25 protein-coding genes and 1 tRNA gene are annotated in these 22127 nt (G+C 61.1%); 11 read left to right on the top strand and 15 right to left on the bottom strand.

Features of this window, described 5'->3' with window-relative positions; translation table 11 throughout:
- Positions 1-64: 64 nt before the first annotated feature.
- Entirely contained in the window at positions 65-499 is a 435-nt protein-coding gene (locus PVE98_RS14830) for a multidrug/biocide efflux PACE transporter (RefSeq protein WP_033752650.1), read from the bottom strand.
- Positions 500-586: 87 nt separating this feature from the next.
- Here PVE98_RS14830 and PVE98_RS14825 point away from each other — a divergent pair, with 87 nt between their 5' ends.
- Entirely contained in the window at positions 587-1456 is an 870-nt protein-coding gene (locus PVE98_RS14825) for a LysR family transcriptional regulator (protein WP_096073876.1), read from the top strand.
- Here PVE98_RS14825 and ybaK read toward each other — a convergent pair.
- The 3 genes from ybaK to copA form a co-directional block, all read right to left on the bottom strand.
- The gene (ybaK, locus tag PVE98_RS14820; protein WP_033752649.1) at positions 1453-1932 is read right to left on the bottom strand and encodes a Cys-tRNA(Pro)/Cys-tRNA(Cys) deacylase YbaK; all 480 of its coding nucleotides are present in this window, start codon (positions 1930-1932) and stop codon (positions 1453-1455) included. The two genes, PVE98_RS14825 and ybaK, sit on opposite strands and share 4 nt — an antisense overlap.
- 174 nt (positions 1933-2106) lie before the next feature.
- Positions 2107-2907 (bottom strand): TraB/GumN family protein, encoded by an 801-nt coding sequence (locus PVE98_RS14815; RefSeq protein ID WP_096072718.1) that lies wholly within the window; start codon positions 2905-2907, stop codon positions 2107-2109.
- Positions 2908-2975: 68 nt separating this feature from the next.
- Positions 2976-5489, bottom strand: a complete 2514-nt coding sequence (gene copA, locus PVE98_RS14810) for a copper-exporting P-type ATPase CopA (protein WP_096072719.1) — start codon at positions 5487-5489, stop codon at positions 2976-2978.
- Positions 5490-5624: 135 nt separating this feature from the next.
- Between copA and cueR the strand changes: the two genes are divergently transcribed.
- Positions 5625-6035, top strand: a complete 411-nt coding sequence (cueR, locus tag PVE98_RS14805; RefSeq protein WP_033752644.1) for a Cu(I)-responsive transcriptional regulator — start codon at positions 5625-5627, stop codon at positions 6033-6035.
- Here the strand turns inward: cueR and PVE98_RS14800 are convergent.
- From PVE98_RS14800 to tesA, 5 genes are all read right to left on the bottom strand, one after another.
- Entirely contained in the window at positions 6032-6478 is a 447-nt protein-coding gene (locus PVE98_RS14800) for an NfeD family protein (protein ID WP_048784536.1), read from the bottom strand. The two genes, cueR and PVE98_RS14800, sit on opposite strands and share 4 nt — an antisense overlap.
- Positions 6478-7392: an SPFH domain-containing protein gene (locus tag PVE98_RS14795; protein WP_033752642.1), complete on the bottom strand. Its 915-nt coding sequence runs from the start codon at positions 7390-7392 to the stop codon at positions 6478-6480. Before PVE98_RS14795 ends, PVE98_RS14800 begins: the two co-directional genes overlap by 1 nt.
- Positions 7393-7454: 62 nt before the next feature.
- Positions 7455-8312 (bottom strand): co-chaperone YbbN, encoded by an 858-nt coding sequence (locus PVE98_RS14790; protein ID WP_096072720.1) that lies wholly within the window; start codon positions 8310-8312, stop codon positions 7455-7457.
- A 68-nt stretch (positions 8313-8380) separates the two neighbouring features.
- A complete protein-coding gene (locus PVE98_RS14785) occupies positions 8381-9154 on the bottom strand; it encodes an SDR family oxidoreductase (protein WP_096073877.1) in 774 nt (257 codons plus the stop codon).
- Between the two features lie 32 nt (positions 9155-9186).
- Complete coding sequence (gene tesA, locus PVE98_RS14780) at positions 9187-9813, bottom strand: multifunctional acyl-CoA thioesterase I/protease I/lysophospholipase L1 (protein WP_147632220.1); 627 nt, start codon at positions 9811-9813, stop codon at positions 9187-9189.
- Here tesA and ybbA point away from each other — a divergent pair.
- Positions 9781-10467, top strand: coding sequence for a putative ABC transporter ATP-binding protein YbbA (gene ybbA / locus PVE98_RS14775; protein ID WP_033788848.1), 687 nt, complete (start codon positions 9781-9783; stop codon positions 10465-10467). The genes tesA and ybbA overlap by 33 nt on opposite strands.
- Complete coding sequence (ybbP, locus tag PVE98_RS14770; RefSeq protein ID WP_096072721.1) at positions 10464-12881, top strand: putative ABC transporter permease subunit YbbP; 2418 nt, start codon at positions 10464-10466, stop codon at positions 12879-12881. The genes ybbA and ybbP overlap by 4 nt, the downstream gene beginning before the upstream one ends.
- Before the next feature lie 45 nt (positions 12882-12926).
- Here ybbP and purK read toward each other — a convergent pair whose 3' ends face one another.
- The 4 genes from purK to ppiB all read right to left on the bottom strand — a co-directional run bounded on the left by purK (position 12927) and on the right by ppiB (position 15839).
- Positions 12927-13991, bottom strand: a complete 1065-nt coding sequence (gene purK / locus PVE98_RS14765) for a 5-(carboxyamino)imidazole ribonucleotide synthase (RefSeq protein ID WP_033752636.1) — start codon at positions 13989-13991, stop codon at positions 12927-12929.
- Positions 13988-14497, bottom strand: a complete 510-nt coding sequence (gene purE, locus PVE98_RS14760; protein WP_096072722.1) for a 5-(carboxyamino)imidazole ribonucleotide mutase — start codon at positions 14495-14497, stop codon at positions 13988-13990. The genes purK and purE overlap by 4 nt, the downstream gene beginning before the upstream one ends.
- Positions 14498-14628: 131 nt before the next feature.
- Positions 14629-15345, bottom strand: coding sequence for a UDP-2,3-diacylglucosamine diphosphatase (lpxH, locus tag PVE98_RS14755; protein ID WP_096072723.1), 717 nt, complete (start codon positions 15343-15345; stop codon positions 14629-14631).
- Positions 15345-15839, bottom strand: a complete 495-nt coding sequence (gene ppiB, locus PVE98_RS14750) for a peptidylprolyl isomerase B (protein WP_033752889.1) — start codon at positions 15837-15839, stop codon at positions 15345-15347. Before ppiB ends, lpxH begins: the two co-directional genes overlap by 1 nt.
- 217 nt (positions 15840-16056) lie before the next feature.
- On the opposite strand from ppiB, the gene cysS reads away from it, so the two are divergent.
- Positions 16057-17442, top strand: coding sequence for a cysteine--tRNA ligase (gene cysS, locus PVE98_RS14745; RefSeq protein WP_096072724.1), 1386 nt, complete (start codon positions 16057-16059; stop codon positions 17440-17442).
- A 164-nt stretch (positions 17443-17606) separates the two neighbouring features.
- On the opposite strand, the gene ybcJ is transcribed toward cysS, so the two are convergent.
- Both ybcJ and folD read right to left on the bottom strand, forming a co-directional pair.
- Positions 17607-17819, bottom strand: a complete 213-nt coding sequence (gene ybcJ, locus PVE98_RS14740; RefSeq protein ID WP_048781499.1) for a ribosome-associated protein YbcJ — start codon at positions 17817-17819, stop codon at positions 17607-17609.
- Entirely contained in the window at positions 17819-18685 is an 867-nt protein-coding gene (folD, locus tag PVE98_RS14735; RefSeq protein WP_033752629.1) for a bifunctional methylenetetrahydrofolate dehydrogenase/methenyltetrahydrofolate cyclohydrolase FolD, read from the bottom strand. The genes ybcJ and folD overlap by 1 nt, the downstream gene beginning before the upstream one ends.
- A gap of 181 nt (positions 18686-18866) precedes the next feature.
- Between folD and PVE98_RS14730 the strand changes: the two genes are divergently transcribed.
- From PVE98_RS14730 to PVE98_RS14705, 6 genes are all read left to right on the top strand, one after another.
- Positions 18867-18943 (top strand) — tRNA-Arg (locus PVE98_RS14730).
- A 166-nt stretch (positions 18944-19109) separates the two neighbouring features.
- Positions 19110-20324, top strand: a complete 1215-nt coding sequence (locus tag PVE98_RS14725) for a phage integrase central domain-containing protein (protein ID WP_333620561.1) — start codon at positions 19110-19112, stop codon at positions 20322-20324.
- A gap of 144 nt (positions 20325-20468) precedes the next feature.
- A complete protein-coding gene (locus PVE98_RS14720) occupies positions 20469-20786 on the top strand; it encodes a hypothetical protein (protein WP_333620560.1) in 318 nt (105 codons plus the stop codon).
- A gap of 17 nt (positions 20787-20803) precedes the next feature.
- Positions 20804-21262: a hypothetical protein gene (locus PVE98_RS14715; RefSeq protein WP_333620559.1), complete on the top strand. Its 459-nt coding sequence runs from the start codon at positions 20804-20806 to the stop codon at positions 21260-21262.
- A 248-nt stretch (positions 21263-21510) separates the two neighbouring features.
- Positions 21511-21708, top strand: coding sequence for an AlpA family transcriptional regulator (locus PVE98_RS14710; RefSeq protein ID WP_333620558.1), 198 nt, complete (start codon positions 21511-21513; stop codon positions 21706-21708).
- On the top strand, positions 21708-22127 hold the full coding sequence (locus PVE98_RS14705; protein WP_239952729.1) for a hypothetical protein: 420 nt from the start codon (positions 21708-21710) through the stop codon (positions 22125-22127). The genes PVE98_RS14710 and PVE98_RS14705 overlap by 1 nt, the downstream gene beginning before the upstream one ends.

Raw genomic sequence — 22127 nt, 5'->3', positions numbered from 1 at the left:
TCGCGGGACGCTTTGCTCCTCGGTCCATACTACCCGCTGTTTGATATTGTAGCCGCCTGAGAGGTCATGCCTCGCAGGCGCTACGCCCAAACCAGCGCGGACGCAGCCTGTCCCACACCCAGTTGTACGCCATGGTGTAGGGCAGGAAAAACAGGAAAAAGGCCACCTCCAGCAGAAACGCCTGCCACAGCGAAATGCCGAGCATCCACGCAGCAATCGGCAAACCGATCAAAATAAAGCCGCCTTCAAACAGCAGCGCGTGCAGGACGCGGATCAGCACGCCGCGATGAACCCTGCCTGGCGGACAGATACGGTCGAAAATGGCGTTGTAAATCATATTCCACAGCATCGCGACGGTTGAGAGCATCAGCGCCAGCGCGCCCATCTCAAACAGCGGCTTATCCATTGCCCAGGCAGCCAGCGGCGAAACGGTGAGGATCGCCAGAGTTTCAAACCCCAGCGCATGTAAAAAGCGTTCTTTCAGCGAACGGGTACGCATTATCAACCTCCAACAGTAAGGCGCGCATTCTGTCATCTCCGGGTGATAAGATAAAATGATGACCTATCGATAAAAGCGATGGATGAAATGCGTTACTCACCGGAATCCTTAGAGGCTTTTGTGCAGACCGTCAGCAGCGGCTCCTTTTCCGCTGCGGCGCGCGCGCTGGGCAAAAGCCAGTCAACTATCAGCACGGCGGTTGCCGGGCTGGAGGACGATCTCGGCTTTAAGCTGTTCGATCGCAGCGGACGTCAGCCGATCCTGACCGATCAGGGCAGGGGCGCGCTGGCGCAGGTGCAGCAGATCCTGGCTGCCAGCGAGCGGCTCGACGCGCTGGCTATCCGTCTGGCGCAGGGAATCGAGCCGCGCCTCAGCTTCGCCGTATCGGACTTCTGGCAGACCCAACACCATGAGCAGCTATTGAAACAGTTCGACGCGCGTTTCCCGGAGATCGAACTGGAGTGCATGATCGCCGAAGATGAAGACGTGCTGGATCTGCTACAGGCGGGACGGGTACATCTGGGCGTGGTGCGCGCCCAGCCCGCGCTGCCGCCCGATATCGCCGTCGCGCGGCTGCAGGTCAATGCGGAAATGGCCATCTATATTCATCGCGATCATCCGCTGGCGCAGCACACTGGCCTGACGGAAAGCGCGCTGGAGCAGGTGCGCCAGCTGCGGCTCAACACCTGGGTCGAGCCGCACGCGATTGCGCCGCCGGGACGCGTCTGGTCGGCGCCGACCTATTTGCTGCTGCTGGAAATGGCGGAGCAGGGATTTGGCTGGAGCGTTCTGCCGCGCTGGCTGGTTACGCAGTTTGGTCATGGGCTACTGCAGGAGCTTGCGCTGCCGGGCTGGCCGCAGCAAATCGCGGTAGAGGCGATCTGGTCGCGCCGCAATCCGCCGGGACCGGCGGGACGCTGGATGATCGACCAGCTCTGCGCCCAGCCGCGCAGCTAGTCGCGTCGCGCGATATCCGCCAGCGGCGCGTCGAGCAGGCGCGCCAGATCCTGCGCTGCCAGCTCCAGATCCAGGCCGCGCTTGCCGCCGGAAACGAAAATCGTGGCGAAGTCGGCGGCGGAGCGGTCGATCACCGTCGGCAGCCGCTTTTTCTGGCCCAGCGGGCTGATGCCGCCGACCAGATAGCCGGTCACGCGCTGCGCCAGCTGCGGATCGGCCATATCCGCTTTCTTCGCGCCTAACGCTTTCGCCACCTTTTTCAAATCGAGCTGGCTGGCGACCGGCGTAACCGCCACCGCCAGATGTTTCGCGTCGCCGTTAAGCGCCACCAGCAGCGTTTTATAGACCTGCCGCGCGTCCAGATTAAGTTTGCGCACTGCTTCGTCGCCAAAACTGGTTTCCTGGCTGTCATGCTCATAAGGATGAAGAGTAAAGGGGACCTTTTGTTTTTCCAGCAGTTTTACGGCAGGCGTCATAAACTTCTCCTTATAGGAAAAATCCCATTCCTAAATTAAATAAATTAATGGTGGCGAAAGTTTGTGCTTTGCGTGAGAATGGTTCCCGCGCCAGCCGAAAGGCTGAGCGATAACCAAAATCATAAACAAATTCCTCTTTGACGGGCCGATAGCAATACCGGCCTGCTTTTTTTTCTAGCGCCGTAAAAGCTGAGGCAGATTCTCGTCGCCATAGAGATGCAGCGCGCCCACCGCCACCACGTAATGCCCCGCCGGCAAGGCTTGCAGCCGCTCGCACCACTGCGCGTTGCGCTGCGCGATCAGCGTATCGTTGAGCGCCGTGCTGAAGGTCGAGGGCAAAACGATGCGCGGCTCACGCGGCGGCGTATCCAGCCACCAGCTCACCATCATCTGCAGCAGCCGCGCGTTGGTATGCCAGTGCGTCAGCGTATCTTTCAGCAGCGCCATGCCGTCATCCGGCAGGGACTTGAGCAGCGCGATTTGCGTCTCCGCACCTTCCAGCTCAATGACCGGCTTATTCAACGTTTTCGCCGCCTGCAGCAGCTGGAAGTCGATGCCGTAATCGGGACGCAGACCCAGCCGCTGCGCCTGCTGCGCCTGCAGCATCAGCGCGATTTGCCAGGCGGGGAGGGCGTCGAACATCGTCAGCGACAGGTGCAGTTCGCCGCACAGCGCCGCCAGCCGCGCCTGCTCGTCCGGCGCCAGGCGCGTCTCCAGCGGATCGCGCAGGTCGATATCGTCGAACGGCGAGCCGCCCTGCGTAATATCCGCCTCGACAATCAAGGCATCCGCTTTATCCAGCTGCCGCAGCAGACGCGCGGGCAGCGGCTGCATATCGCGCGTGCCCATATGAATGCTGCCGACCAGATGCAGCAGGCGATCGTCCAGCCGAATATCCTGGGCTGGCCAGCGATAGCTGGCGGGAAAAAGTCTGCCTGCCAGCCCCTGCACACTGCGCCATATGCTGCCTGTCATGCCCCGTCCTTACTGAGTCAAAACGCCATGCTAGCGATTCCCGCCGCTGAAAAACAGGGCATTAGCGGCTATTGTCGCGTCGTCGGGCGAAAGCGCAGCAGCCGGTTGGCGTTGCCGACCACGGTAATCGACGACAGCGCCATCGCCGCGCCCGCCACTACCGGACTGAGCAGTGCGCCGGTCAGCGGATAGAGCACGCCTGCCGCCAGCGGAATGCCCAGGCTGTTGTAGATAAAGGCGCCCAGCAAATTCTGACGAATATTACGCAGCGTCGCGCTGGAGAGCGCCAGCGCGTCGGCGACGCTGTTAAGATCGGCGCGCATCAGGGTAATGGGCGCGGTTTCCACCGCCACGTCGCTGCCGCCGCCCATGGCGATGCCGACATCCGCCTGCGCCAGCGCCGGGGCGTCGTTGATGCCGTCGCCGACCATGGCGACGCGGCGTCCCTGCTGCTGCAGCGCGGCGATAGTTTGCGCCTTCGCTTCCGGCAGCACGCCGGCGATCACCTCGTCGATGCCCGCCTCCTGCGCAATGGCGCGCGCGGTTTCTTCGCGATCGCCGGTCAGCATCATCAGGCGGTAGCCCGCCTGACGCAGCCGCGCCAGCGCCGCTTTGCTCTCGGGACGCAGCTGGTCGCGCAGCGCAATCAGGCCGACAAGCTCGCCGTCCTGCGCCAGCAGCACCGGCGTCGCGCCCTGACGCGACAGCCGCTCGATATCCGGCTGCGCCTGTTGCAGCGCGACAGCGTTATCCTGCATCAGCGCCGCATTGCCCAGCAGCAGCGGCTTGCCGTCGAGTATGCCGCTGACGCCTTTGCCGCGTATTGTACGAAATTGCGCTATTTCGCCCGTGGCCGCCGCGCCCGCTGCGTTGGTAATCGCCTGCGCCAGCGGGTGGCTGGCGTTCTGCTCCAGCGCGGCGGCGGTCTGCACCACCGCCTCGCGCGACCAGCCGTGCCACGTCAGCACCTCGTCGAGCTGCGGCGTGCCGGCCGTCAGCGTGCCGGTTTTATCAAAGACCAGCGTATCGATGCGGCTGGCGCGCTGCAGCGCGTCGGCGTCGCGCACCAGCACGCCCAGCTCGGCGGCGCGCCCGACCCCCGCGATAATCGACATCGGCGTCGCCAGACCCAGCGCGCAGGGACAGGCGATAATCAGCACCGTAGTGGCGATGACCAGCGTATAGGCGATTTGCGGCTGCGGACCGAACAGATACCAGATGGCGGCGCTAATCAGGGCGATGGCGACCACCACCGGCACGAAGACCGCCGAGATACGGTCGGCAAGGCGACCCACGTCCGGCTTGCTGCTCTGCGCCTGACGCACCAGATGAATAATGCGCGACAGCGCGGTGTGCTGGCCGGTGGCGCGCGCCACGAAGCGCACCGCGCCGTCCTGCACCAGCGTCCCGGCGTAGACTTTGTCGCCAGCGCGTTTGCCCTGCGGCACCGCTTCGCCGGTCAGCATCGCCTCGTCAAGCCAGGCTTCGCCCTCGGTAATCTCGCCGTCCACCGGCACGCGATCGCCCGTAGTCAGGCGCAGCGTCATGCCCGGCTGCACCGCGCTGAGCGGCACCAGCATTTCGCCCTGCTCGCTAACGAGGCGCGCCTGCGCGGGCGTCAAATCGAGCAGCCGCTCAAGCGCTTTAGAGGAGCGCTGGCGCGCGCGCTGCTCCAGCGCGTGGCCGAGATTAATCAGGCCGATAATCATCACGCTGGCTTCGAAATAGAGATGTCGCGCCTGGGCGGGGAAAAAGGCGGGCCAGAGGGCGACGCTGATGGAGTAGATCCAGGCGGCGGCGGTGCCGAGCGCTACCAGCGTATCCATTGTGGCGCTGCCGTTGCGCAGGCTGCGCCACGCGCTGCGGTAGAAGTGGCCGCCAGCGACCGCCATAATCAGCAGCGTGACGGCGCCGATAGCGAGCCAGAGCGTGCGGTTGGCGTCGCTGAGCATCATATTGTCGCCGAGCATGCCCCAGAACATCAGGGGCACGCCGAACGCCAGCGCCAGCGCCGCCTGCCAGCTAAAGCGGCGCATCGCCTTGCGCGCGCTGCTCTGCTGCCTGTCGCGCCGCTCCTGTTCATCCTGCACCGGCTGAGCGTGGTAGCCCGCCGCGTCGACCGCCTCGACCAGCTGCTGCGCAGAGGCGTCGCCCATCACCAGCGCGCTGCGTTCGCCAAGGTTGACGCGCGCCTGGGTCACGCCAGGCACTTTTTCCAGCGCCTTCTCAACCCGGCTGACGCAGCTGGCGCAGCTCATGCCTTCGATAAGCAGAAACTGCGCGCTTTCATGCTGCTGTGCCGGTTCGGTTTCCACCACCGTTGTCAGCGCCTCCGGCGGCGGCTCTGAAGCTGTCAACGGCTCAGGCTTTGGGTGGCTGTCGCCGCTGAGCGTAGCGTGATAGCCCGCTTCTTCCACCGTTGCGATCAGCGCGGCGGCGTCGGCGCTGCCGACGACCTGCGCTTCCTGCTGCGTGACGCTGGCCTGTTCGACATCGTCGCGCTGTTCGAGCGCTTCTTTAACGCGTTTGACGCAGTGGCCGCAGGAAAGGCCTTCCAGCGCCAGCGAGATAGTGTGAGACATAGCGTTCTCCTGTTGTGTCGACGTTAACAATGCGAGCTTTTTATCACTCGTGATACAGGCTAAACCTTCCATCAAGGGGAAGGTCAAACTATTTTTACAGAGACTGGCCGCGATCGATTTTTAAGGGGGAGCAGGGTGAACATCAGCGATGTCGCGAAAAAAACCGGGTTGACCAGCAAGGCGATCCGTTTCTATGAAGAGAAGGGCGTGGTGACGCCGCCGTTGCGCAGCGACAATGGCTATCGTCGCTACAGCGCGCATCATCTCGATGAGCTTAATCTGCTGCGCCAGGCGCGTCAGGTGGGCTTTACGCTCGACGAGTGCCGCGAGCTGGTGGCGCTGTTCAACGATCCAGCGCGCCACAGCGCCGACGTGAAAGCGCGCACCCTGCAGAAAGCGGCGGAGATCGCCGTCCATATCGAAGAGCTACAGGCGATGCGCATGCGGCTGCTGGCGCTGGCCGACGCCTGTCCGGGGGACGAAGGGGCGGAGTGCCCGATTATCAATAATCTGGCGGGATGCTGCGGCCATAGCCAGCCCGATTAACGCGGCCTGATGTGCAGCGTAATGCCCTCAACGCCCGTCACGACGACCTGAGCGCCCGCGGGCAGATCCCGATCGGCCTGCACGCGCCAGCTGCTGTCGCCCAGCCGCACGTGACCGATGCCGTTGACCAGCGGCGCATCCAGCGTCAGAAGCGTGCCGATCAGCTGATTGCCGCGCTGGTTAAGGGAGTTGGGCTGCTGATGGCGCTCGCGATGGCGCATCCAGCGATACCAGAGATAAACGCAGACCAGCGTCAGCAGAGCGAACAGCGAGCCCTGCGCCGTCCAGCTGAAGGGCGCCAGCCACTCTACAATGCCTACCAGCACCGCCGCGATGCCGCTCCACAGCAGATAGCCGCTGGTGCCGAGCATCTCCGCCGCCAGCAGCAGCCCGCCGAGCGTCAGCCAGAACCAGTGCGGATGGGCGATGATCTCCATTAACATCAGCGTTTCGACTCTGAAGCGGCGCCTTTAAGCAGCTCGCTGATGCCCGCCACCGAGCCGAGCAGGCTGCTGGCGTCCAGCGGCATCATGACCACCTTGCTGTTGCTGGCTTCGCCAATTTTTTGCAGCGCGTCGGTATATTTCTGCGCCACGAAGTAGTTCACCGCCTGAATGTCGCCCGCCGCGATCGCTTCGGAGACCATTTTCGTGGCGCGCGCTTCAGCTTCCGCCTGACGTTCGCGCGCCTCTGCCTGCAGGAACGCCGAGGTGCGTTCGCCTTCGGCCTTCAGAATGCGCGACTGCTTGTCGCCCTCGGCGCGCAGAATCGCCGCCTGGCGCACGCCTTCCGCCGCGAGGATGTCGGCGCGCTTGGTGCGCTCCGCCTTCATCTGCGCGTTCATGGCGGCGATCAGCTCCTGCGGCGGACGCACGTCGCGGATTTCGATGCGGGTGATTTTCACGCCCCAGGGATTGGTCGCCTCGTCGACGATGTGCAGCAATCGGGTATTGATGTTATCGCGCTGCGACAGCATCTCATCCAGCTCCATGCCGCCGAGCACGGTACGGATGTTGGTCATGGTGAGATTGATGATCGCCAGTTCGAGATTGCTGACCTCATAGGCGGCGCGCGCCGGATCCACCGCCTGAATAAAACAGACGGCGTCGATGGTGACGTTGGCGTTGTCTTTGGAGATGACTTCCTGCGAGGGGATATCAAGCACCCGCTCCATCATATTGATCTTGCGACCAATACGATCCATAAAGGGCACCACCAGGCTCAGCCCGGGCTGCAGCGTGCGGGTGTAGCGGCCGAAGCGCTCCACGGTCCACTGATAGCCCTGCGGCACGATCTTGACGCCCGCCCACACCGTGACCAGCGCCAGCACGATCAGCGCGGGAATGACTGTTAACATATAACCTCCCGATTGTTAATTTACGGGCCGAGTCGCTTCGGCCCGGATGTCGCCCCGCCGGCTTAGTAGAGCAGCGAGTAGAGCTGGCGACGGTAGCGGGCCGCGAGCGCGTCGCCGGTGCCGAGCGCCGCAAGGATCTCCTGCAGCATTTTGCGCACCTGGCCGTCCGCCGCGTTCATATCGCGCTTCAGGAAGCCGAGCAGCAGCTCCAGCGCCTCTTCGTTACGGCCTACCTGATGCAGCTGTAACGAGAGCTTAGCAGCCAGCTCGGCATTCGCGGGGTCGCTCTCCAGCTGCGCCTGCAGCTGCTGGATTTCCGGCGTATCGGCCGCCTGCTTCAGCAGATCGATCTGCGCCATCAGGCTCTGATAGCGGGTATCCTGATCCTGCAGCGGCACCTTCGCCAGCACCTCTTCCGCTTCGTCGCTGCGGTTCAGGCCGATCAGTACTTCCGCCAGCAAAAAGCCGATTTCGCTCGCCTGATGGCTGAGCTGCCAGGCCTCTTTCAACAGCGGCAGCGCCTCCAGCGGTTTGCCTTCTTCCATCAGCGCCAGCGCCTGCTGCGCCTTCAGTTCCTCTTCGCGCGGCAGCACTTTTTCCAGCAGCGCGCGAACCGCCTCTTCCGGCTGCGGCCCCTGGAAGCCGTCGACCGGCTGGCCGTTCTGGAACAGATAGACCGTCGGGATCGAGCGCAGGCCGAACTGCGACGCCACCATTTGCTCTTTGTCGCAGTCGAGCTTCGCCAGAATAAACTGGCCGGCGTACTCCTGCGCCAGACGCTCCAGCAGCGGCGTCAGCTGCTGGCAATGTTGGCTGCGATCCGACCAGAAATAGAACAGCACCGGGATCTGCATGGACTGTTCCAGCGTCTGATGCAGGTTGGATTCGTTAATGTCGATAATCGAAGCTTGTGGTGACATGACTAAGTCTCTTGGCAGAAAGTGTTTAAAGAATATGGGGCCGGACAGCCCCGCTTCAAGATGAATTCTCAGCGGCTGCTTAAAATGCGATCCAGCATCCAGCCTGGCAGCACTCTTTTCAGGATGCTCATCGCATGTGCGACTAGCGTCACCGGATAGCGCAGGCGCGGATGGGGGCTCTCCAGCGCGTGCCGCAGCTTCGGCAGAATCGCCTCCGGCGGCAGGGTAAAGCGCGCGGCGATGCCAGGGTTGCGCACCGGCTGGTCCGGCTCGCCCTGGGTCACGTTATCGGTAAAACGGGTGTGAATAGGCCCCGGCTCGATCAGGCTGACGCGCACGCCGCTGCGGCGCAGCTCAAGGCGCAGCGCGTCGCTCCATGCCTCCAGCGCGTATTTGCTGGCGGCGTAGGCGCCGCGGCCCGGCGTGGAGATCAGCCCGAGCACGGAGCTGGTGTTGACGATGCGCGCGTCGCCGTGCGCTTCCAGCGCGGGCAGCAGCCGCATCGTCAGCTGATGGGCGCCGAAGAAGTTGGTAGAGAACTGCTGCTCCAGCTGCTGGCGCGACAGCGTGCGCAGCGGGCCGTAGAGGCCGAAGCCGCCGTTGTTGAACAGCGCGAACAGACGATGCGCCGTCAGCGCCAGAATTTCATCGGCGGCGCGATCGATGCTCGCCGCGTCGTCGAGATCGAGCGTGACGGCGACAAAGCCCTGCGCGCGCATCCGCTCGACATCCTCAGGCTTGCGGCAGGCGGCAATCACGCGATAGCCGCGCGCCAGCAGATACTGCGCCGCTACCAGGCCGATACCGCTGGAACAGCCGGTAATTACAACGGTTTTTTGCATATCTTTACCCATAAAAAGCGCGTCGCCCCAGGTTACTCATGCTTAACTAAAGGGGCCAGTTCTTTCGCCATCAGCTCGGCGATAAAGGGCTGCGCATCGGGGTTCGGGTGGATGCCGTCCTGCTGCATCCATTCAGGTTTCAGGTAGACCTGCTCCATAAAAAAGGGCACCAGAGGAATGTTGTACTGCTGTGCCAGTCTGGGATAGATCCCGCTGAACGCTTCCGTATAACGCCGCCCGTAATTAGCGGGCAGACGCACCTGCATCAGCAGCGGCTCGGCGTTCGCCGCCTTTACGTCGTCGATGATTTTACGCAGATCCTGCTCGATAGCCTGCGGCGGAAAGCCGCGCAGGCCGTCATTACCGCCCAGTTCGATTAACACCCACTGCGGCTGATGCTGTTTTAATAACGCCGGCAAGCGCGCCAGACCCTGCGCGGCGGTGTCGCCGCTGATGCTGGCGTTGACCACTTTTGGCCGCTGCTGCCAGCTGCCGTTCAGCAGGCTCGGCCAGGCGGCGCTGGCCGACATACGATAGCCAGCGCTCAGGCTGTCGCCTAACACTAACAGGGTGTTCGCAGCGGCCAGATGCGATGCCAGCAGAAGAACGAAAAACAGGAAAGAGTAATGCCAGCGGAAAACATTCTTGAAGTTCATCATCTTACAAAGTCCGTCGGTCAGGGGGAACACCAGTTGTCCATCCTTACCGGAGTTGACTTCATTGTCAAACGGGCTGAAACCATCGCGCTAATCGGCGAGTCCGGCTCCGGCAAGTCGACGCTGCTGGGCATTCTGGCGGGCCTCGACGACGGCAGCAGCGGCGAGGTCAGGCTGCTGGGACAGCCTCTGCACCTGCTTGACGAAGAGCAGCGCGCCGCGCTGCGGGCGACGCAGGTCGGCTTCGTTTTTCAGTCTTTTATGCTGGTGCCTACGCTGAACGCGCTGGAAAACGTGCAGCTGCCCGCGCTGCTGCGCGGCGAGAGCGACCGCCGGAGCCGCGAGCAGGCGCGCGAGCTATTAACCCAGCTGGGGCTGGGGGAGCGCCTGACGCATCTGCCCGCGCAGCTCTCCGGCGGCGAGCAGCAGCGCGTGGCGCTGGCGCGCGCCTTTAACGGGCAGCCCGGCCTGCTGTTCGCCGATGAGCCTACCGGCAATCTGGACCGGAAAACCGGCGACCGTATCGCCGATCTGCTTTTCTCGCTCAACCGCGACTACGCCACCACGCTGATTCTGGTGACGCATGACGAACAGCTGGCGGCGCGCTGCGACCGCCGCCTGCGGCTGCGCGACGGCAAAGTGTGGGAGGAGCGATGATCTGGCGCTGGTTCTGGCGCGAGTGGCGCTCGCCCTCGCTGCTGATCGTCTGGGTGGCGCTGACGCTGTCGGTGGCCTGCGTGCTGGCGCTGGGCGCCATCGGCGACCGCATGGAGAAAGGGCTCAGCCAGCAGAGCCGCGACTTTATGGCGGGCGACCGCACGCTGCGCAGCAGCGCGGCGGTGCCGGACGCCTGGCTGGCGAAAGCGCGGGAAGAGGGGTTAAGCGTCAGCGGGCAGCTCATCTTTATGACCATGACCTTCGCCGGCGAGACGCCGCAGCTGGCGGCGGTCAAGGCGGTCGATAACCGCTATCCGATGTTCGGCGATCTGCAGACCGATCCGCCGGGCCTGAAACCCGCGCCCGGCACGGCGCTGGCTGCGCCGCGGCTGATGGCGCTGCTTAACCTCAAGGTGGGTGACAGGCTGGATGTCGGCGACGCCAGCCTGCGCATCGCGGGCGAGGTGATTCAGGAGCCGGACGGCGGCTTTAATCCCTTTCAGATGGCGCCGCGCCTGCTGATCAACCTCGACGACGCGCAAAAGACCGGCGCGATCCAGCCGGGCAGCCGCCTGACCTGGCGTTATAAGTTCGCCGGCGAGCCGCAGCAGCTGGCGCGCTACGATCGCTGGATCCAGCCGCAGCTGAAGGCGGATCAGCGCTGGATCAGCGTAGAGAATTCCGAAGACGCGCTGGGGCGCTCGATGCAGCGCGCCCAGCAGTTTCTGCTGCTCTCCGCCTTGCTGACCCTGATGCTGGCCATCGCCGCCGTCGCGGTGGCGATGAGCCACTACTGCCGCAGCCGTTACGATCTGGTGGCGGTGCTGAAAACGCTGGGGGCGACGCGGGGCGCGCTGCGACGGCTTATCGTCGGCCAGTGGCTGGCGGTGCTGCTGCTGGCGGCGCTGTGCGGCGGGGCGCTCGGCCTGGGCGTCGAGGCGCTGCTGATGCAGATGCTGAAGCCGGTGCTGCCCGCGACCCTGCCGCCCGCCAGCGGCTGGCCGTGGCTCTGGGCGATCGGCTCGCTGTTCGTGATTTCGCTGCTGGTGGGGCTGCGTCCCTACCGGCTGCTGCTGGCGACCCAGCCGCTGCGCGTGCTGCGTCGCGACGCAGTGGCCGATATCTGGCCGCTGAAGCGCTATATCCCGGCGATGAGCGTGGTGGTGATTGCGCTGCTGGCGCTGCTGGTGGGCGGCAGCAAGATGCTGTGGGCGCTGCTGGCGGGCGTGGCGGCGCTGGCGGGCGTGCTGGCGCTGCTGGGCTGGGGCACGCTGTTGCTGCTGCGGCGGCTGGTGGTGCGCAGCCTGGCGCTGCGGCTGGCGATCAACCGTCTGCTGCGTCAGCCGGGCATGACGCTGAGCCAGCTGGCGGCGTTTTCGCTCTCTTTTATGCTGCTGGCGCTGCTGCTGGTGATGCGCGGCGATCTGCTGGACCGCTGGCAGCAGCAGCTGCCGCCAGACAGCCCAAACTATTTCCTGCTCAATATCACCCAGGATCAGGTGCCGCAGGTGCGCGCTTTCCTCGCCTCGCATCAGGTGAAGCCGGAAACCTTCTATCCCGTGGCGCGGGCGCGTCTGACCGATCTGAACGGCAAAGAGGCCGATCCAAAGCTGGATAACGCCCTGAACCGCGAGCTGAACCTGACGTGGACGGGCGAGCGGCCCGATCACAATCCGCTGACGGCGGGCAGCTGGCCGCCGCAGCCGGGTGAAGTGTCGATGGAGGCGGAACTCGCCGGCCGTCTGGGGGTGAAGCTGGGCGATACGCTGACCTTTACCGGCGATACCCAGACCTTTAGCGCAAAAATTACCAGCCTGCGCAAGGTGGACTGGGAGAGCCTGCGGCCTAACTTCTTTTTTATCTTTCCGCCCGGCGCGCTGGATGCGCAGCCGCAAACCTGGCTGACCAGCTTCAGGCTGAATAACGATCCGGCGCTGCTGGCGCAGCTCAACCGCGCCTTTCCGACGCTAAGCCTGCTCGATATCGGCAGCATTATGCGGCAGATCGGCCTGGTGCTGACGCAGGTGAGTCAGGCGCTGGAGATTATGGTGGTGCTGGTGACCTTCTGCGGCGTGCTGCTGCTGCTGGCGCAGATTCAGGTCGGGATGCATCAGCGGCGCCAGGAGCTGGTGGTCTGCCGCACGCTGGGCGCCAGCAAGAGGTTGCTGCGTGGGACGCTGTGGTGCGAGTTCGCGCTGCTCGGCGTAGTTTCCGGCGTGGCGGCGGCGCTGGGGGCCGAAGCGGCGCTCTGGGCGCTGCAGCGCAAAATCTTCGACTTCCCGTGGCAGCCCGACTGGACGCTGTGGCTGGCGCTGCCGCTGGGCGGCGCGCTGCTGCTCTCGCTGTGCGGCGGCTGGCTGGGGGCGCGGCTGCTGCGCGGCAAGGCGCTGTTCCGGCGCGCGGAGTCAGCATAAAAAAAGCGGGCCTGGGGCCCGCTTGTAGGCTTTAGCGCTGACTAATCAGAACTTCGCTACGGCCCAGGCGATGCCGCTGGCGTACTCCGGCGGCAGCATCGGCACCAGCGCCGCTAGCGCCGCGGTCAGCCGTGCGCTGTCGCTGTCGGTCAGGTTGAGGTGTCCAACCTTGCGGCCCGGGCGCACCTCTTTGTCATACCAGTGCAGATGCACCAGCGGCTGCTGCAGCCAGTCGCTGTTCAGCGCGGTGCCGATCAGATTGACCATCACCGATGGCGCGAACACCACCGGCTGCGGCAGCGCCAGGCCCAGCACGGCGCGCAGATGCAGCTCGAACTGGCTGATGGAGGCGCCGTTCTGCGTCCAGTGCCCGCTGTTGTGCACGCGCGGCGCCAGTTCGTTAATCAGCAGCCCTTCCGGCGTAACGAAACACTCCATCGCCATCACACCGACATAGTTCAGCTCCTGCATAATGGCGCCGAGCATCGCTTCCGCCTGCGTCTGCTGCGCGGCGTCCGCCTGCGGGAAGGCGACGCTGGTGCGCAGAATGCCCTCCTGATGCAGGTTGTGAGTCAGCGGGTAGAACACGGTACGGCCATCCTGACCGCGCGCGCCCACCAGCGACACCTCGCCGGAAAAATTAATGCCCTGTTCGACGATGCACTCGCCGTAGCACTCATCCGGCAGCGTATCGGTTTCATCTGCACGCAGCCGCCACTGGCCGCGGCCGTCGTAGCCGCCGGTGCGGCGCTTAACAATCGCCAGCTCGCCCAGCGAGGCGAACACCTGCGGCCATTCGCTTTTATCGGCCAGCAGCTGCCAGGGCGCGGTGGCGAGATGCAGCTGATCGAGCAGCTGCTTCTGCGTCAGACGATCCGCCAGACGCGGAAAAATATCGCGGTTCACAAAGGCGGGATGCACCGCCAGTTCGCGCGTCAGCGCGGTCTCCGGCCAGCGCTCGATTTCAGCAGTGATCACGCTCTGCGCAATCGGCAGGGCGTCCGGTTCGGCGTCGAGGCCGACCGGGTAGACGGCGATGCCCAGCGGCTCGCCCGCCTGGCGCAGCATACGGCCCAGCTGACCGTTGCCCAGTACGCAAACCGGCTTCATGCATCCTCCCGCGGATCCGGGTTATTCAGCACCTCGTCGGTCTGCGTCTGGCGCCAGGCGCCGAGGCGCGCGGCCAGCGCCGCGTCGTGGATCGCCAGGATCTGCGCCGCCAGCAGCGCGGCGTTGGCCGCGCCCGCTTTGCCGATCGCCAGAGTGCCGACCGGAATGCCGCGCGGCATCTGCACGATAGAGTAGAGGCTGTCGACGCCGCTCAGCGCCGCGCTCTGCACCGGCACGCCCAGCACCGGCACCAGGGTTTTCGCCGCCAGCATGCCCGGCAGATGCGCCGCGCCGCCCGCGCCCGCGATAATCACCTGATAGCCGTTATCGGCGGCCGTTTCGGCGAAGCTGAACAGCTTGTCCGGGGTGCGATGCGCGGAGACCACTTCAACGTGGAAGGGCACGTCCAGGCTGGTGAGGATTTCCGCAGCGAACTGCATGGTGGACCAGTCACTTCTGGAGCCCATTACAATAGCAATGCGGGCCGGGGCGGCGTTGGATGACATGCGGTCAACTCCTGTGAATAAACAAACGAACCTGGCCGGTCGGGCAGGTAAAGAAGGGCACAGAGAATAGCATGAGAAAGGCGGAAGGAAAACGGTTGCGTCGCCGCCTTTCCGGCACGTTGAGCGCCGTTTTAAAAGTCGAATTCGATAAGGCTGATGCCGCTGGCATCCAGTTGGATCATCGAGCCGCGCTCGTGCCACGCGCCTAACACTGCGCGCTCGGCAGGTTCTCCCTGCAACCTGAAGCGATGGATCGCCGGACGATGGGTGTGGCCGTGGATCATCAGGCGCGTCTGCTGGCGCACCATCGCCGCCTCAACCGCGTCGGCGTTGACGTCCATAATGGTGAGCGACTTATGCTGGTTCGCCTGTTTGCTGCCGTCGCGCATGCGCGCGGCGATGCGCTGGCGAATAAACAGCGGCAGGGCGAGAAAAAGGCGTTGCAGCCAGCGCTGATGCACTTTGGCGCGAAAACGCTGATAGCCCGCGTCGTCGGTGCAGAGCGTATCGCCGTGCAGGATCAGCACGCGGTGACCGTAGCAGGTCAGCACCTGCTCTTCCGGCAGCAGCGTCATGCCGCTGGCGCGGCCGTAAGCCTTGCCGAGCAGGAAATCGCGGTTGCCATGAATAAAGTAGACCGGTACTGGCAGCGCGCGCAGCGCGTCGGCGACCTGCTGGTGCAGCGGGTTGGGATCGTCATCGCCAATCCAGGCTTCAAACAGATCGCCAAGGATATAGAGCGCGTCGCAGCGCGGCGCTTCACGCGCCAGAAAACGCAGAAAACCGGCGGTGATCGCCGGTTCTTCCTGACACAGATGCAAATCTGCGATAAACAGGGTGCGCGACATTACTCGCTGACGGTAACTTTCTGGATGACGACGTCATCTTTCGGTACGTCCTGGTGCATGCCGCTGCGGCCGGTAGAAACCGCTTTGATTTTGTCGACCACGTCCATGCCTTCCACTACTTCTGCGAACACGCAATAACCCCAGCCCTGCAGGCTTTCGTCGCGGAAGTTCAGGAAGTCGTTGTCGGCGACGTTGATAAAGAACTGCGCGGTAGCGGAATGCGGAGCGGAGGTACGCGCCATCGCCAGAGTGCCGCGGGTGTTTTTCAGGCCGTTGTTCGCTTCGTTGCGAATTTCAGCTTTGGTCTCTTTCTGCTTCATGCCCGGCTCAAAACCGCCGCCCTGGATCATAAAGCCGTTGATAACACGGTGGAAAATGGTGTTGTCGTAAAAACCTTCACGGCAGTATTCGAGGAAGTTTTGCACGGTAGCGGGGGCTTTATCGTCGAAGGTTTTAATTACGATGTCGCCGTGGTTGGTCTGGAAAGTAACCATCATTCTCGTCCTGTAAAGGTTGTCGTCAGCTGTCTGGCCGCCGCAAAACGCGCTGGCCATTTTTGTCGACGCCTCTTATATCATAAATTCCAATGACGCGTCAGCACGCCCGCGGCGCTCTCGGCACGCTGCCGTCGCGCAAGCGCGAAAAATACGGCACAATAACTGAATAACCTGATAAAAGTGTTTACCGCACTCGTCTAAACGGAACTGTTCAATGCTAAAGATTTATAACACCCTGAGTCGACAGAAAGAGGAATTCAAACCTATCCATGCTGGTGAAATCGGCATGTACGTGTGCGGTATCACGGTGTACGACCTCTGTCATATCGGCCATGGGCGCACCTTCGTGGCGTTCGACGTGGTTGCTCGCTACCTGCGCTACAGCGGTTATCGTCTGAACTACGTACGCAACATTACTGATATCGACGATAAGATCATTCGACGCGCCAATGAAAACGGCGAAAGCATCGAAACCCTCACCAACCGCATGATTGGCGAGATGCATAAGGATTTCGCCGCGCTGGGCATTTTGCCGCCGGATCAGGAGCCGCGTGCCACGCGCCATATCGCTGAGATTATCGAGCTGGTGGAGCGTCTAATCGAACGAGGCCACGCCTACGTCGCCGACAACGGCGACGTGATGTTTGACGTGCCGAGCGATGCCGATTACGGCGCGCTGTCGCGTCAGGACCTGGAGCAGCTGCAGGCGGGCGCGCGCGTGGAAGTGGCCGAAGTGAAGCGCAACCCGATGGATTTCGTACTGTGGAAAATGTCGAAAGCGGACGAGCCCGCCTGGCCTTCGCCCTGGGGCAACGGCCGTCCCGGCTGGCATATCGAGTGCTCGGCGATGAACTGCAAACAGCTCGGCGCGCACTTCGACATTCACGGCGGCGGCTCGGATCTGATGTTCCCGCACCATGAAAACGAGATTGCCCAGTCGACCTGCGCCCATGACGGCCCCTACGTTAACTACTGGATGCACTCCGGCATGGTGATGGTGGATCGCGAGAAGATGTCGAAATCGCTCGGCAACTTCTTCACCGTGCGCGACGTGCTGCAGCACTACGATGCCGAAACGGTGCGCTACTTTCTGATGTCGGGCCACTACCGCAGCCAGCTTAACTACGGCGAAGAGAACCTTAACCAGGCGCGCGCGGCGCTGGAGCGCCTCTACACCGCGCTGCGCCACACCGATCGCAACGTCGCGCCGGCAGGCGGCGAAGAGTTTGACGCACGCTTCCGCGCGGCGATGGACGACGACTTCAACACGCCGGAAGCCTACTCGGTGCTGTTCGATATGGCGCGCGAGGTCAATCGTCTGAAAGGCGAAAACAGCGATGCAGCCAGTGCGCTGGCGGCGAAGCTGCGCGAGATCGCCAACGTGCTGGGCATTCTGCAACAGGATCCCGAGCAGTTCCTGCAGAGCGGGGCGCAGGCCAACGCCGACGACGTCGCCGAGATCGAGCGCTGGGTGCAGGCCCGCGCCGACGCGCGCAGAGAGAAAAACTGGGCGCAGGCCGATATCGCGCGCGACAAGCTGAACGAGCTGGGCGTGATTGTCGAAGACGGGCCGCAGGGCTCTACCTGGCGTCGTAAGTAACACCGGAAAGGGCGCTCAGGCGCCCTTTTTTATGCCTTAGCGGATAGCCTGTGCCTGCTGCAAAGGCTATCTGCTAAGGCATCGCGGGTTGATGAGGGCAGTGTTCAGAAAGTGGCAGGGCGGGACGCCTGGCCTTTACGCCAGACGCCCGCTTGTCGCCGCCGTCAGGCGGTAACGGTAATGCGCTGTCCGGCGAACGCGACGGTCTGTCCGGCCACGATTTTGCAGCGCTTGCGGGTTTCCACCGCGCCGTCAACCGTCACTTCGCCGTCGGCGATAACGATTTTGGCCTGCGCGCCGCTCTCTACCCAGCCTTCCAGCTTCAGCAGATCGCACAGATCGACGTGTGGATGTTTACCCAGGCTAAAAGTCGCCATTATGCTTCCTCTCTATCGTGATAGGTTTCGCACGCGTGCAGCGTGTTTTCGATCAGCGTAGCGACGGTCATCGGACCTACGCCGCCCGGCACCGGCGTGATGTACGACGCGCGCGCCGAGGCCGCCTCGAAATCGACGTCGCCGACCACTTTGCCGCTCTCCAGTCGGTTAATGCCGACATCGATCACCACCGCGCCCGGCTTAATCCAGTCGCCGGGAATAAAGCCCGGCTTGCCGACGGCGACCACCAGCAGATCGGCATGCTCGACGTGGTGACGCAGATCTTTGGTGAAGCGGTGGGTAACGGTGGTGGTGCAGCCCGCCAGCAGCAGCTCCATGCTCATCGGACGGCCCACGATATTGGAGGCGCCAACCACCACGGCGTTCAGGCCGTAGGTGTCGATATTGTAGCGCTCCAGCAGCGTCACGATGCCGCGCGGCGTGCAGGGACGCAGCGTCGGCGCGCGCTGGCAGAGACGGCCGACGTTGTAGGGATGGAAGCCGTCGACGTCTTTATCCGGCGTAATGCGTTCCAGCACCTTGACGTTGTCGATGCCGGCCGGCAGCGGCAGCTGCACCAGAATGCCGTCAATCTCCCGATCGTCATTGAGATCGTCAATCAGCTGCAGCAAATCGGCTTCGCTGGTGGTCGCCGGCAGATCGTAAGAGCGCGACACGAAGCCGACCTCTTCGCAGGCGCGGCGTTTGCTGCCGACATAGATTTGCGAAGCGGGGTTTTCGCCCACCAGCACGACCGCGAGACCCGGCGCGCGTTTACCGGCCGCCAGGCGCTGCTTTACTTTTTCCGCAACCTCAAGGCGCACCTGCTGCGCAATCGTTTTACCGTCAATAATTTTTGCTGCCATCAGAGAGGAAATCCACTGTGTTGTGTTGAATCGGGGAAAGGCGCCTATTCTGTCAGAAGCGCGGCGCGCTGTCAGGTTCTGAATCGCCGCCCGTTGTCTGATTCTTCGGCATACGCATTGTGGCAGCGGCCAAAATCGTTGACTCGTCGAGGTCTCGCCGTATAATCCTCGCCATCCCCGTGCGCCCTTAGCTCAGCTGGATAGAGCACCGGCCTTCTAAGCCGTAGGTCACAGGTTCGAATCCTGTAGGGCGTGCCATTTTCACTTCTCCTGTCGTCTACTAAAGTCCACAAAACCCCAGCCAGTAAGCACCTTCCTGCGAGTCTCGTTATCTCAACGTCTACTATCATCTATTGAAATCAACAATCATGTGGGGGTACATTTGGGGGTATAGTTCTGTTCAATGAGATGAGATACCCCCAAATTGAAACTTAATGCCCGCACGGTGGACACTTCAAAGGCCAAAGATAAAGCCTACAAGCTCTCTGACGGCGGCGGTCTTTACCTTCTCGTTAACACCAATGGCTCACGATACTGGCGCTTGAAGTACCGCGTTGCGGGAAAAGAAAAGCTGCTGGCGCTGGGGGTATATCCTGATGTCTCTCTGGCCGATGCCAGGGCAAAGCGTGATGAAGCAAAACGCACTTTAGCTGCTGGTGGTGATCCGGGTGAGGTTAAACAGACGGAAAAGCAGGCTAAGATTCTGGCGGTCAGTAACAGCTTCGAAGCACTGGCGATTGAATGGCATGAGCATAAGCGCCCTAACTGGTCACAGGGCTATGCCAGTGACATCCTGGAGTACCTGCAAAAAGATGTGTTCCCGTTTATTGGTAAACGTGCCATCGCAGAAATCAAAGCGGCAGAGATGCTGCTGGTGCTGAGAAAGATGGAGCAGCGCGGCGTTCTGGATAAATTGAAGAAAACACGTCAGGCTTGCCGCCAGATTTTTACCTACGCCGTCATCACCGGCAGGGCAGAGCATAACCCTGTTACCGATCTCGCCGGCGCACTAAAAGCGCCAAAGCAAAAGCATTTCCCTCATCTTATCACTGAACAGATTGGCGGCTTCCTTCGCGCACTTAGTGAATACACTGGCAGCAAGGTTACACAAAATGCCACACGGCTGTTGATGCTTACTGGCACACGCACGATTGAATTACGTGCTGCTGAATGGGCTGAATTCGATTTAGAGAAAGGCATCTGGCAGATACCTGCAGAACGTATGAAGATGCGCCGCCCACATGTAGTGCCGCTTTCCATCCAGGCTAAATCTCTCCTCAAAGAAATCCACCAGCTGACGGGAAGAGGGCGCTTCGTATTCCCCGGACGCAACGATGCCGGAAAGACGATGAGTGAAGCCAGCATCAATCAGGTGATCAAACGTATCGGCTACGAAGGTAAAGCTACTGGGCATGGCTTCAGGCACACCATGAGTACCATACTGCATGAGCAGGGCTATAACACTGCCTGGATTGAAACCCAGCTGGCTCACGCAGATAAGAACAGCATCCGTGGAACATATAACCATGCCCAATATCTGGACGGGCGCCGGGAAATGCTTCAGTGGTATGCCGACTATATGGATGCGCTAGAGAAAGGTGAGAACGTGGTTCATGGTTCGTTTGGGAAACGTGCATAACTGGATGAATAGACAGTGTTAGATGAAGGTAGTAGACTTCAGTAGACGAACAAAGAATAGGCTATGTCTAGGCTGATCCCCGAAAACCCGTACACCTCTATGGGCTGGCATAGCCGCCAAAATCAGAGGGCGTGAGGTGGCGTTATGTTAGACATCGCTGAAGTGCTCAAAGCACGAGAAAATGAGTTTATAAGTTTAAGAGAATTGATTACTCGTATCAGACTACAGCAACCACATGTCAGTGAATCTGATATCGCAAGCTTCCTTTACATCGAAAATAGTAATAGAGAACTCCCTGAGTGGGTGAAGAAAGGTATTGCAAGCACAATTGAGGGGACCGATGGTGGATACCAAGATTCAGAATTGGTAACTCTCCTGAAGGTTATTCATGAGGAAGGGCATATGCCTGAGGTGACTCCACCACCAGAGCCTCCTATGAACTTCGATGATATTCCATTCTAGAACTGGAGGTTAATGTTATGGCGGGATGGGGAAAGCCGGTGGAAGATCATTGGTCAGCACCAGCGTTTGATACTTATGGATTCAGGCGTTCCGAGTTGAAGCAGTTAGCGGATAAGCTTGGAATTGACCTTTCAATTCCTCTTGAGGATGTTAAGCCCACACCACTGAATGGTGTTGAGCAAAAACCACTCAGCGAAGCTGATGTTGAGATCCTGAAAATGGAAATCGACTCGCTTAAAAAGCAGGTTAGAAAGCTCGAAAATGAACGTCCTATTTTGATTAACAAATATCGGGAAGATGACCCTCTCTACCTTGCAATTAAAATTCGGAACCAAGAATGGGCAAAGTACGACCCTGATAGTGATAGGCAAACAAGAGGCAACCAAACTGCGATTGTTAAAGACTTAGAGGATAAAGGTTTTTCGAATGTCCAGGCCAAAGCAATCGAAATGGTGGCTTGCCCTATTAAACGTTGAACAATCAGCACCCTTAGGGATTATGCAGCATGAGGCTTACCCTCAGGGTGAAAATGAAATTTTATCCATACCCTTAAGGCAGTCTCTAGCTTACCCTGAGGGTGCAATTAGACATAGAGCCACTGAGCACCCTTAGCCCTTAGGGTATTTGAAAAAGTAAAATCCCTCATGCCTGAGGGTATGATTTTTTTTTGTTTTTCCATGCCATCATTTATCTCGTAAACCGCAATAGACGTTACGAGGTAAACATGTCTAACAGCCTTATCCGCTTATCAGAAGTTCAACGCCGCACTGGCTATAGCAAGGCATGGATTTATCGCCTGCTTAAAGAAAGTCGCTTTCCTCAATCTGTGAAAATTGGCTCACGCGCTATCGCTTTCGTCGAAAGTGAAGTTGATGACTGGATTAATCAGCGCATCGCTGAATCACGCGGTGAGGTGGCGTAATGGAAATGAAAAACCGCCCATCACAGGCGGCTAATCAGGGAGTTGGCACCTCTGATATTACGCCTGCCGCAATCATTAAGCCAATCCCAAAGAAGCACCGCGCCCGCGTCTATATGATGCGAACCGGAGTTAATGGTTTCACTGAGAACGAAATCCTCCGCTACTGCCGATTGTCTAGCGCCCGTAATTACGCGACTGAGCTGGAAAGAAGGCTTGATATTCGCCTGGAGCGCATTGACGAGCCTAATGGTGATGGCATCGGTAGCCACTTCCGTTACCGGATCACCTGCCGCGCTGACGTGATGCGAGTGATTCAACTCGTTAATAGCAATGCCGCTGCTGGTGGCTATACCGGCCTGTCTCAGCATGAGATTAACGACATTCTTTCCCTCTACCCGGATGCGTTCAGCGCCGCTTAA

The sequence above is a fragment of the Pantoea sp. GABEPS69 genome (assembly GCF_045780835.1).
GTDB lineage: Bacteria > Pseudomonadota > Gammaproteobacteria > Enterobacterales > Enterobacteriaceae > Pantoea > Pantoea septica.
Note: the sequence above shows the minus strand (reverse complement) of the source record. Positions and strands in the feature narration are given on the sequence as shown.

What these genes read in the sequence shown, in the direction of transcription:
- PVE98_RS14830 (WP_033752650.1), bottom strand. Translation starts at nt 499, where the DNA reads ATGCGTACCCGTTCGCTGAAAGAACGCTTTTTACATGCGCTGGGGTTT.
- PVE98_RS14825 (WP_096073876.1), top strand. Translation starts at nt 587, where the DNA reads ATGCGTTACTCACCGGAATCCTTAGAGGCTTTTGTGCAGACCGTCAGC.
- ybaK (WP_033752649.1), bottom strand. Translation starts at nt 1,932, where the DNA reads ATGACGCCTGCCGTAAAACTGCTGGAAAAACAAAAGGTCCCCTTTACT.
- PVE98_RS14815 (WP_096072718.1), bottom strand. Translation starts at nt 2,907, where the DNA reads ATGACAGGCAGCATATGGCGCAGTGTGCAGGGGCTGGCAGGCAGACTT.
- copA (WP_096072719.1), bottom strand. Translation starts at nt 5,489, where the DNA reads ATGTCTCACACTATCTCGCTGGCGCTGGAAGGCCTTTCCTGCGGCCAC.
- PVE98_RS14800 (WP_048784536.1), bottom strand. Translation starts at nt 6,478, where the DNA reads ATGTTAATGGAGATCATCGCCCATCCGCACTGGTTCTGGCTGACGCTC.
- PVE98_RS14795 (WP_033752642.1), bottom strand. Translation starts at nt 7,392, where the DNA reads ATGTTAACAGTCATTCCCGCGCTGATCGTGCTGGCGCTGGTCACGGTG.
- PVE98_RS14790 (WP_096072720.1), bottom strand. Translation starts at nt 8,312, where the DNA reads ATGTCACCACAAGCTTCGATTATCGACATTAACGAATCCAACCTGCAT.
- PVE98_RS14785 (WP_096073877.1), bottom strand. Translation starts at nt 9,154, where the DNA reads ATGCAAAAAACCGTTGTAATTACCGGCTGTTCCAGCGGTATCGGCCTG.
- ybbA (WP_033788848.1), top strand. Translation starts at nt 9,781, where the DNA reads ATGCCAGCGGAAAACATTCTTGAAGTTCATCATCTTACAAAGTCCGTC.
- tesA (WP_147632220.1), bottom strand. Translation starts at nt 9,813, where the DNA reads ATGATGAACTTCAAGAATGTTTTCCGCTGGCATTACTCTTTCCTGTTT.
- ybbP (WP_096072721.1), top strand. Translation starts at nt 10,464, where the DNA reads ATGATCTGGCGCTGGTTCTGGCGCGAGTGGCGCTCGCCCTCGCTGCTG.
- purK (WP_033752636.1), bottom strand. Translation starts at nt 13,991, where the DNA reads ATGAAGCCGGTTTGCGTACTGGGCAACGGTCAGCTGGGCCGTATGCTG.
- purE (WP_096072722.1), bottom strand. Translation starts at nt 14,497, where the DNA reads ATGTCATCCAACGCCGCCCCGGCCCGCATTGCTATTGTAATGGGCTCC.
- lpxH (WP_096072723.1), bottom strand. Translation starts at nt 15,345, where the DNA reads ATGTCGCGCACCCTGTTTATCGCAGATTTGCATCTGTGTCAGGAAGAA.
- ppiB (WP_033752889.1), bottom strand. Translation starts at nt 15,839, where the DNA reads ATGGTTACTTTCCAGACCAACCACGGCGACATCGTAATTAAAACCTTC.
- cysS (WP_096072724.1), top strand. Translation starts at nt 16,057, where the DNA reads ATGCTAAAGATTTATAACACCCTGAGTCGACAGAAAGAGGAATTCAAA.
- ybcJ (WP_048781499.1), bottom strand. Translation starts at nt 17,819, where the DNA reads ATGGCGACTTTTAGCCTGGGTAAACATCCACACGTCGATCTGTGCGAT.
- folD (WP_033752629.1), bottom strand. Translation starts at nt 18,685, where the DNA reads ATGGCAGCAAAAATTATTGACGGTAAAACGATTGCGCAGCAGGTGCGC.
- PVE98_RS14720 (WP_333620560.1), top strand. Translation starts at nt 20,469, where the DNA reads ATGTTAGACATCGCTGAAGTGCTCAAAGCACGAGAAAATGAGTTTATA.
- PVE98_RS14715 (WP_333620559.1), top strand. Translation starts at nt 20,804, where the DNA reads ATGGCGGGATGGGGAAAGCCGGTGGAAGATCATTGGTCAGCACCAGCG.
- PVE98_RS14710 (WP_333620558.1), top strand. Translation starts at nt 21,511, where the DNA reads ATGTCTAACAGCCTTATCCGCTTATCAGAAGTTCAACGCCGCACTGGC.
- PVE98_RS14705 (WP_239952729.1), top strand. Translation starts at nt 21,708, where the DNA reads ATGGAAATGAAAAACCGCCCATCACAGGCGGCTAATCAGGGAGTTGGC.